11 protein-coding genes are annotated in these 8860 nt (G+C 38.5%); 5 read left to right on the forward strand and 6 right to left on the reverse strand.

The window, feature by feature from the left end:
* Positions 1-217: 217 nt before the first annotated feature.
* Positions 218-373, forward strand: coding sequence for a hypothetical protein (locus CDZ78_RS21720; RefSeq protein WP_167374179.1), 156 nt, complete (start codon positions 218-220; stop codon positions 371-373).
* Positions 374-526: 153 nt separating this feature from the next.
* The gene (gene lpxC / locus CDZ78_RS04670; protein WP_087868936.1) at positions 527-1447 is read left to right on the forward strand and encodes a UDP-3-O-acyl-N-acetylglucosamine deacetylase; all 921 of its coding nucleotides are present in this window, start codon (positions 527-529) and stop codon (positions 1445-1447) included.
* 234 nt (positions 1448-1681) lie between these two features.
* On the opposite strand, the gene CDZ78_RS04675 is transcribed toward lpxC, so the two are convergent.
* From CDZ78_RS04675 to phoB, 6 genes are all read right to left on the reverse strand, one after another.
* Complete coding sequence (locus CDZ78_RS04675; RefSeq protein WP_087868937.1) at positions 1682-2113, reverse strand: DciA family protein; 432 nt, start codon at positions 2111-2113, stop codon at positions 1682-1684.
* Complete coding sequence (locus CDZ78_RS04680; protein WP_087868938.1) at positions 2110-2826, reverse strand: ABC transporter permease; 717 nt, start codon at positions 2824-2826, stop codon at positions 2110-2112. The genes CDZ78_RS04675 and CDZ78_RS04680 overlap by 4 nt, the downstream gene beginning before the upstream one ends.
* 19 nt (positions 2827-2845) lie before the next feature.
* On the reverse strand, positions 2846-3442 hold the full coding sequence (locus CDZ78_RS04685; protein WP_087868939.1) for a DUF502 domain-containing protein: 597 nt from the start codon (positions 3440-3442) through the stop codon (positions 2846-2848).
* A 50-nt stretch (positions 3443-3492) separates the two neighbouring features.
* On the reverse strand, positions 3493-4221 hold the full coding sequence (locus CDZ78_RS04690) for a TSUP family transporter (protein WP_087868940.1): 729 nt from the start codon (positions 4219-4221) through the stop codon (positions 3493-3495).
* 249 nt (positions 4222-4470) lie between these two features.
* Positions 4471-5745, reverse strand: a complete 1275-nt coding sequence (phoR, locus tag CDZ78_RS04695; protein ID WP_087868941.1) for a phosphate regulon sensor histidine kinase PhoR — start codon at positions 5743-5745, stop codon at positions 4471-4473.
* Entirely contained in the window at positions 5745-6440 is a 696-nt protein-coding gene (gene phoB / locus CDZ78_RS04700; RefSeq protein WP_087868942.1) for a phosphate regulon transcriptional regulator PhoB, read from the reverse strand. Before phoB ends, phoR begins: the two co-directional genes overlap by 1 nt.
* Before the next feature lie 274 nt (positions 6441-6714).
* Between phoB and CDZ78_RS04705 the strand changes: the two genes are divergently transcribed.
* From CDZ78_RS04705 to CDZ78_RS21065, 3 genes are all read left to right on the forward strand, one after another.
* Positions 6715-7800, forward strand: coding sequence for a hypothetical protein (locus tag CDZ78_RS04705; protein ID WP_087868943.1), 1086 nt, complete (start codon positions 6715-6717; stop codon positions 7798-7800).
* Between the two features lie 401 nt (positions 7801-8201).
* On the forward strand, positions 8202-8498 hold the full coding sequence (locus CDZ78_RS04710) for a hypothetical protein (protein ID WP_230990601.1): 297 nt from the start codon (positions 8202-8204) through the stop codon (positions 8496-8498).
* 170 nt (positions 8499-8668) lie between these two features.
* A partial coding sequence (locus CDZ78_RS21065) for a hypothetical protein (RefSeq protein WP_087869491.1) occupies positions 8669-8860 on the forward strand: 192 nt, incomplete at its 3' end.

Consider the following 8860-nt stretch of genomic DNA (forward strand, 5'->3'; position numbering starts at 1 on the left):
TTTTTTAAGTAAATTCAAGGGTTTTAGCAAACGGAATGCAGCGTTATTAGGGAATGCTAATATTTATTAAAAATAAGCACTAACTAATATGCTTATGCTTTAAAAACTAGGAAACTTCAGTAAGAAAAGTTAACCCTGGTTTTTAATCAAAAAAAGATGATAAGCATTTCCTGTCTTTGCTAAAGTTGTGATAAGGGCAATTTAATTAGGGGAAATAGTGGATCGTTTTGACAGGATATATCGTTTACATGAAGTACTCAGTATCCGCCGTATTCCAGTCTCACTTAAGCAAATTATGGAGCAGCTGGAGTGTTCAAAAGCTAGTACCAATCGAGATTACAGTCGCCGCGTGATTACCTGGATGCTCCACTAGAGCTCTTACTTTGTTCACTACCGCACAGGCAGCTTAGAAACTGTAGTTCAGTTAAGGCTCTATCTGAAATGGCTGGCTGTGCTTGAGTGAGCGCGGATGTGCTATACTATGTCAAATTTTTTATGGCGGACTGATTGAGTTTAGGTACAGTAAATGATTAAACAACGAACATTAAAGAATACGATCAGAGCAACGGGTGTTGGTCTGCATACAGGCAATAAAATTTACCTGACTTTACACCCTGCCGCTATCAATACGGGGATTAAATTTAGGCGAGTTGATTTGGATGAGCCCGTTACGATTGATGCGATTCCTCATAATGTTGGTGAAACAACTCTGTCTACAACGCTGGTTAAAGGTGATGTAAAAATATCTACTATTGAGCATTTACTTTCTGCCATGGCGGGGCTGGGTATTGATAATGCCCTGGTTGATGTTACTGCTGCTGAAGTTCCGATCATGGATGGCAGTGCTGGACCTTTTGTGTTTTTAATTCAATCTGCTGGTGTTAAGGAGCAAGATGCACCTAAACAATATATTAAAATAAAACATGAAGTTAAAGTAGAGGATGGTGATAAGTGGGCAGCTTTTTTACCTATGGATGGATTCAAAGTAACTTTTACGATAGATTTCGAGCACCCGGCATTTGATGAAAATGTCAAAACTGCAAGCATGGATTTTTCGTCTACTACCTTTGTTAGAGAAGTCAGCCGTGCGCGCACATTTGGCTTTATGAAAGATATCGAATTTTTAAGAGAAAACAACCTGGCCTTAGGTGGCAGTTTAGATAATGCTATTGTGATTGATGATGACAAAATACTAAATGAAGGTGGTTTACGTTATGCCGATGAATTTGTAAAACACAAAATGCTGGATGCTATTGGTGATTTATATTTGTTAGGGCATAGTTTAATTGGGGAGTATCAGGGATATAAGTCGGGGCATGGTCTTAATAATCAGCTATTAAGAGCATTGATGGCTGATACTGATGCATGGGAAAAGGTGACATTTGAAAATGATGATGATGCGCCGATCCCTTTTATGCGCTCAGCTGAAAGCCGTGCGGGTGAGTAGAGCGGACTAAAGAGACTGTGAAAGTATTCAATAAAATCCCCCTCCTTAGTTCAAGGAGGGGTTAGGGGAGGTTTGATATATTAAAACTAATCACGCAATATCAATGAACTATGTTTTTATACGATCCCCCCTCAATCCCCCCTTCTCAAGGGGGGAGGCTAATAATAGAGTGCTTTTCACGGTCTTTTTAGTGTGTAAGTTTGCGTCTTATAGCGGACTGAATTCCGCTCTACATTAGTGTTTATGCTTTTGTAAAGTTTTACTTAAACCTAATAAAGCATCTTTTAATTTACTTTCTGCAAGTGAGTCTGCATTTGTTTGCAGCATGTTTACTGTCTCAATAGAGGGGATTACTTTTGTTTCTTCCTCGTCTTTCTTAAATGGCTCAGGACTTAGAACTCTGATCCGGGTTTTGCTAATTCTTTCGTTACCCCGTGTATTCACAGCCTGCTGTATTTGGGATGTATAGAAGCGTAGCTGTGATGCCCAGACTGCTGAATTAACATAAATCAGTAAATTGTTATTATTGATGACGCAGTCTTTAATATGCGCGTGGAGTTGCTGAGGGCTTGCGGATAAGATAATGGCCAGAATTCTCTGATGCTTTAGCAGTTGTAATTGAATGGCTGAGGTACTGGAAAATGAGACGGCACTTTTAAAGCTCATGGATATAGTCTGGCATAAGAAGGTTTAACAAAACTCAAGTAGAGTGCAGTAGATAAGCCTGAAGAGCCAAAAATCATTGCCATTACCATGACTTGATAGCGTGCTGCTATGAAGGGTGATATTCCAGATAGTATTTGTCCGGTCATCATGCCGGGTAATGACACTAAGCCTACAGCAAATAAAGAATTAATCACTGGAATCATGGCGGCCTGGAAAGCAATATTTCGCGCCTGGACAAAGGTGTCTTTGTGTTGTATTTCTGCGTGTAATCTCTCTGCCGCCAGGCTAACACTGTTCATGGTGTTGGCAAAAATCATCCCTGCAATAGGTACCATATAATGTGGCGCATACCATGGTGTTAAATGTAGGGTGCCCTGTGTAATTAGCAATAATGTGAGGCCCCCACCTAAAGCAGACGCCAGGAAAGCAAACTTATAGAGTGTTAAACGCAGCTCGGTAACCGTACTTAGAGCAATCCAGCTTGATGCTACACACATAATGCACAAAATAAGTAAGATGATGGCACTATTTTGTGTGGCAAAGATAAAAGTTAAGGCATAGCCGACTAAGGCTAATTGAGTCAGCATCCGGATTAATGCGTAGACCGAATGCATGACATTTAATGACCAGCGAGCAAAAATCAGTAAAACCAGTAATGCAGGTATTAAGGATAAGGCAAGACTGTTTAAACTAATGGTTTCAAGAGTGTTCACAAATACTACTTAATCGATATTATTTAGGTTTTAGGATTTGTAAGTTATCAATATGGTTGAAGTCTACGCCGACACTAATAATAAAGCTGGTTGCTTCTTCAATATTCATTTTTGATTTAATGATTTTAGACTCATGTACGATCACAGTAAAACCTGATGTAGGGTTGGGTGACGTCGGAATAAACAGAATATACATGTCGTCTACTTTATTGGTGACATAAGCTGGAACCCAGACGTCATCTTTCGGATATTCAGTAAAAACAACTTCACGAGGTTCTTTTTTCTCATGTCCGGAAAATAAATTGACGACTTTTTTGATAACGCGATAAATGGAGTTTAATAAGGGAATGCGGTTAATAACATTGTCGATTAAAGCAATAATCCATGAACGCCCCACTATACTTAAACGATAGCCAACATAGACAAATAAATAGAAACTAAGAATAAAGATAGAAATGGTTATTAAATAATTATCCCAGTAACCATAAACAAGCTGAAAGGTACTGGAAATAATGTCCCTCATAAATAAGACAATCTGCAAGATGACAACGATGGGAATAAATGCAAGAACACCAATAAGAAAGTAATTGGTAATGCGTTTCAAATAATCATTCATAAGGGTTCCTCTATTTTTATTATTGTAGGATTAGGTGATTTATATCAAAGTTAAGAACTGACAGATTTTAATATTAATAACACTCCAGAAACCGCTAGAAAGATAGCGAACAACTGAGTATATTTTTGATTATCTATTTGACTGTATAGGAATTCTTCAGTGAACAAAAATACAATTACCGAAATTTGCAGTAATAGCATATTGTCGGTATAGGGCATCCCGCTTTCATAGCCGATCACATATAAAGTTAATAACTGGAATACTGCGAAAGTCGCATAGCAAATAGCAATAGTAACCCGAGTAATGTTTTTAGAGTGTCCTTGCTCGTGCACTAATGCTGTCAGCAAGGAACCACCTAAATTAGTAATCCCATGAACAACCCCCATTATCATCAAGTATATTCTTTCGTATTTAATCATTGTTCTTAGCGATTGTTCTATACGAGGAAATATGTTTTTCAGCGCGACAAAGATTAAAAATACCCCAATCAGCAAACCGATATTCACTTTAATATTGGTAATAATGAATAGGAACAGAACAATAAAAGGAATGCTGTATAACAGGATGTTTTTATACAGGTCAAAATTGATGTAATTGTAATGCTTTACAACTTGCAGCATATTGATGGCTATTGAAATAGGCAATAATACCGAGAGTGTATAGCTAAAATCATAGCCTAACAAGAGCAGTAGAGGCGTGCCAAATAGCAGGATGCCAACACCAAACAGTGACTGGATAACGGTAGTGAGGATTAAGGCGGCTAAAATATCAACAGGCATAAAAAATTCACAGCATTAAATTACAATGGGTCTAAGTATACCTCGCATTTAGTGAGTTCAGTACAAGAATCTTGTTGCTTAAGAATGTGCGCGAAATAATTTGAGTTTAACTGGATGCGGGTTTTTAGTCCGCCTTTATAAGATGGAGACTAAAGAGTCCTGTGAAAGTACTCAACATAATCTCCCGCCTTGGTTAAGGGGGCGGTTTGATATAGCAAGGCCTATGTTTTTATAAGATCCCCTTCAGTGTTAGCAAAAACGTTTTCTGGGGAAAACACAACTAAAACAGCTGCCTTTGCCTAGTTCGCTGGTTATTTTTAGCTCGGCATCGTGCCGGGATAGCGTATGCTTAACAATTGCTAGCCCCAGTCCTGTACCGTGTTGCTCATGCTCTCGTTGTGCATTAGAACGGTAAAATCGTTCAGTGATTTTAGGGATTTCAAGTTCAGGGATACCTTCTCCCAGATCGGTTATATCCAGAATAACGGATTGACCTGCCTGGTGCCATTGCACGGTAATAATAGATTCTTCGGGAGAATATTTGAGTGCATTGACGATTAAATTAGAAAATGCACTACGTAACTCCTGGTCATTTCCAAGGATATTGATGTCTGAATCAATAAATAGCTCAATACGGCTATTTAATTGTTCTAAGGCACTACTTTCCTGGCAAATTTGCTTTAAAAGCGGGTTGATTTCTACGCAATGACTTTTAGTTTTCTGGGTTTCCAGGTTAGCTAATAGAAGTAGGTCATCCACTAAGTGTTGCATGCGTAGTGTCTGATTGTTCATTTGGTGTAGTGAATGAGTCAATAAGGGAGAGTGATCATCATCCATATCTTCAAGCGTTTCCAGATAGCCTTTTAATACAGTTAGAGGTGTGCGTAGTTCATGCGATATATTATCGACAAAATCTTTGCGCATGCGTTCGATATTTTTTAAAAATGTAACATCATGGGCAACTAATAAATGTGCGCCCTGATCATAGGTTACGATTTTTATTTGTAAGGTAACTTTATCATTTGCTGGGGCTTTAATACTTAAGATGGCATTAGCTTCTTTTTTGCCTAAAAAATCAATAAAGGCTGGGGACCTGATTAAATTAGGTATGCGTTGTCCTAAATCTCGTTTTTTTAAGCTAAGTATTTGTTTTGCGGCATCATTAAACCACGATATTTCATCATTCTCACCGAGCACTACGACGGCATCGGGCAATGCGGCTGTGGATTTACGGAACTGTTCTATAATGCGGCTGAGTTGTTTTTTGCGTTTTTTATTAGCTTTTTTCAGACGAAAAATATGATAATAAATCTCTTCCCAAAGGCCATTACTTGCTGGGTAGTTTGATTTTGCTCCAGATTTTAGCCATTGCTCTAATTGATTGAGTAAAAATGCCTGACGAAGAATAAAGGCGATGCAAATGATTAGCAGTAAATATAAGAAGTGCCCAATAAAACCACTGGCTATTGCTGCCAATATAATAGTTACTGTGAGGTGTAATAAATCCTTATTCCAAAAGGTCATTAACTATTCTTCTCGGAAAATCGGTAGCCAAATCCTCGTACAGTCTGTAGCCATTCTGCACGTTGATAAGTAGCAAGAATTTTGCGCAAGCGGCGTATATGTACATCGACGGTTCTTTCTTCTATATAGACGCTACGCCCCCAGACCTGATCCAGCAACTGTGTGCGGTTGTAAACTTTATCCGGGTGGGTTAGAAAAAAGCTGAGTAAGCGAAATTCGGTAGGGCTTACATCGACTTCTTGATCAGCAATACTGACACGATGCTGTTCAGTATCCAGGATAATATCCTGAAATTTAATTTGGGTTAAGTCGTGGATTTTTCCACTTCTGCGTAGAACGGCTTTTATTCTAGCAACCAGTTCTTTTGGAGAGAAAGGTTTCGTGACGTAATCATCAGCGCCTATGTCCAGGCCCCGTATTTTATCGGCTTCTTCCCCTTTAGCGGTTACCAGGATAACCGGCAAATCACGATAACTTGCATTAGATTTCAGGCGTCGCGTCCATTCATCTCCAGTAATGCGCGGGAGCATCCAGTCCAATAAGATTAGGTCAGGAAGGGTTTCATCCAGTATGGTTTGTGCCTGCATAACGTCGGCAGCTTCCAGTACGTTAAAATCATACTGTTGTAGAACCATAACCAGCATGCTGCGGATAGCTTGCTCATCTTCAACGACTAAAATTGTAAATTGGCTCATATTTTATTTAGGTTTGCATTCATTCTGCTCATTTTAACCTATTTTATATGACGCTTTTATGACAATGTTTATTATTTATATATACAATGAATGGGGAACTGAAGTTTCCCAATAATTATTTATGGTAAAATTGAAACTATGCTTCTATGCTACAACTATATGAAAAAAATAGTCTTTTCATTCGTTTCAAATGCTATTGCCTAAGGGGAATTAAGTAGGGGTTTGCTATAAACATGGCAAAACCACCTAAAATAAACCTCGATACACCAGCATTGTGTATTTCAGCTACTCAATAATTGGGAAACTTCAGTGGGGAAGAGAAAATAAAAAAAACATTTTAACCAGTATAGTTGCAATTTCATCTTTATTGACGAGTTCTTTTATCAATGCTGAATCATGTACTGCTATCTATAGTCCTTCAACAGGTAGGTTACATATCCCTTCTGTTGCTATTGAAGGCGATACCAGTGGCACAACTTTTTGGGCTAATTTAGATCAACTTAAGGGAACAAATTTATTTGAACTTCTCGAATTTGATGTAAATCCCAATAACTTAGCGTGTTATAGCCCCACCACGGTAGGGGAAACGATAGATAACTCTCTGCAAGATGGTGATGATAAAGATTTATATACAATTACCTCTCCCAGTGATGCAGGTGGAGGTTACATGACTGTCTCAGTAACGTTTTATGATCCTGATGCAACACCCGGGCTAATAATTATGGGTGCAAATGCGCCAGAAGATGGTTCTACAATACTTGCTGGCAGTTCTAGCGGTACAGACCACCCTCAAACCCATACCGTTCTTTTTGAAGCTGCAGCAAGTCAATCATATAAGGTTGAAGTGAATAGATTTTTTGGTGCAAAAACTTATCCTCTTAACTACACGTTAACATGGTCATTTACTTCTAATGTAGATTGCTATGAGCCAAATAACACAGTAGGAACTGCGTCTAAAATAAGCCTAGACGACACTATAGAAGCGTATGTCCTGGCTGGGTATGTCGATAATACTAATTATCTTTATAGTGGTGCAGAAAGAACAGATGACTGGTATCAAATCACTTTAGATAAAGAGAGTAATCTTACATTTGAATTATTACAAACGCCCAGTAATTTTAGAATGAATATGGAGCTATGGCATGAAGACCATTCCATCCTGACTTTGGCCGCTGCAACGGCAGAAACCGATGGCGCTTTAATTAATCTAAATATGGGAACATATCAACCTGGAAATTATTTCTTAAAATTAGAGCAATTCAATACCTATGAAGATGAAAAAGTTGCTGGTTTCCCTGAAAAACCAGTACCTGATCACTATAATACACCTTATAAATTTCGTATTATAAGTTCAAATTAAATAGTGATTCAACGTAATTTCCATTTAAAACAATGACATAAGTTACTTGTAGGAGAGATGGATGTGTGCCCATTATTTTTATTATCTGTGAGCCTGGTGGGCACACATGCTTTGTCCTACGACAAATCATAACTTACGATATCGAAATAGGCTGAGTGGCGTTACATATAAATATATATAAGGAATTTTGGGGTTACACTCCCCCAAATTTCCCTAAACCCGGATAAGTCAGAGCATTAGCTTCACACCTTCTATACAGCGTTATTCAGGGCAAAAGTAAGCCTTGTAGCTCATTGATTAATATGTGTCGCCCTAGAGTGATTGCTTTCAATGATGAACTCAGAAACCTGATTATGCTATTATCAGAGTCAGCAGTATATTCTGTACTTCCGGGGTAAGTAGTGAAAAAATATTATATCGGCCTTTCAGTTACCTATCATGATCCCGCTCTGGCTATTGTGGATGATCAAGGAGAAGTGCTGTTTGCCGAGGCGACGGAACGCTATTTGCAGAATAAACGTGCTTTAAATTGTCCAGCTGATCCTTTACTTCGTGTTCAGGAATTGTTGCAGCAATATTGTCCCTCTCCGGGGGCGTTTGTGATTGCCAGCAATTGGCGTAAAAAACGTCCTTTATCATCAGTGTTTCCATTGAAAGCAACAATAGCTAAGAAACTTAGAGAGTATGCCTTATTTTAGAGGCGGTATGCGATTATCTTGTCCTACTCCCAGATTTTTAATCAATCCTAAAAATTCTTCGCAGGATAAGCACATGGAAAAACAACAAAAAACCTAAAATAAAGCTTGCAATTACGAAAAACATTTTTTTATAAATTTCCGTTTTATAAACCTTATAATCGGAAACTCTCATGTACGAATCCCAGACACTGAATGCCTTTATTTTTGATCACTGCAATAAGAGCATGGACAATGCCGTATCAGCAGAACGTTACCCTTTGTGGAAGCGAGCATGCCCAGGACTAAACGATATTGGCTTTATTCGTCTTGGGATGTTACGTTGCATCAGTTTGGTGGATAGTGGTCGCCATTTTTTACAGGCA

It is taken from the genome of Bathymodiolus platifrons methanotrophic gill symbiont (assembly GCF_002189065.1).
In the GTDB taxonomy this organism is placed as follows: Bacteria; Pseudomonadota; Gammaproteobacteria; order Methylococcales; family Methylomonadaceae; genus Methyloprofundus.

Coding starts and splice junctions, on each gene's coding strand:
- CDZ78_RS04675 (WP_087868937.1), bottom strand. CDS start 2,113: ATGAGCTTTAAAAGTGCCGTCTCATTTTCCAGTACCTCAGCCATTCAA.
- CDZ78_RS04685 (WP_087868939.1), bottom strand. CDS start 3,442: ATGAATGATTATTTGAAACGCATTACCAATTACTTTCTTATTGGTGTT.
- phoR (WP_087868941.1), bottom strand. CDS start 5,745: ATGACCTTTTGGAATAAGGATTTATTACACCTCACAGTAACTATTATA.
- phoB (WP_087868942.1), bottom strand. CDS start 6,440: ATGAGCCAATTTACAATTTTAGTCGTTGAAGATGAGCAAGCTATCCGC.
- CDZ78_RS04690 (WP_087868940.1), bottom strand. CDS start 4,221: ATGCCTGTTGATATTTTAGCCGCCTTAATCCTCACTACCGTTATCCAG.
- lpxC (WP_087868936.1), top strand. CDS start 527: ATGATTAAACAACGAACATTAAAGAATACGATCAGAGCAACGGGTGTT.